At 72.6% G+C, this 252-nt stretch carries 1 pseudogene; it reads left to right on the top strand.

What is annotated here, in order from left to right:
• Nucleotides 1-47: 47 nt before the first annotated feature.
• Nucleotides 48-252: pseudogene (locus SB754_RS21685) on the top strand (rhamnulokinase); the annotation flags it as partial.

Below are 252 nucleotides of genomic sequence, written 5' to 3'. Positions count from 1 at the left end.
CGGGCCGCACGGTGGCGGCGGTGGACCTTGGCGCGGAGAGCGCCCGCGTGGCCGCCGTGACGCTGACCGGCGGGCGGCTGGAATTCCGCTTGGCCAACCGGACCCCGAACGTACCGGGGATCCGCGACGGCCAGCTGGCCTGGAACATGGATGCCCTGTGGCAGGGGGTTTCCGCCGGACTTCAGCAGCTGGCCGCGGAGAGCCAACCCATCGCATCGGTGGGCGTGGACAGCTGGGGCGTGGACTACGGAC

This window comes from Leifsonia sp. SIMBA_070, from assembly GCF_046534635.1.
Lineage (GTDB): Bacteria > Actinomycetota > Actinomycetes > Actinomycetales > Microbacteriaceae > Leifsonia.
Note: the sequence above shows the minus strand (reverse complement) of the source record. Positions and strands in the feature narration are given on the sequence as shown.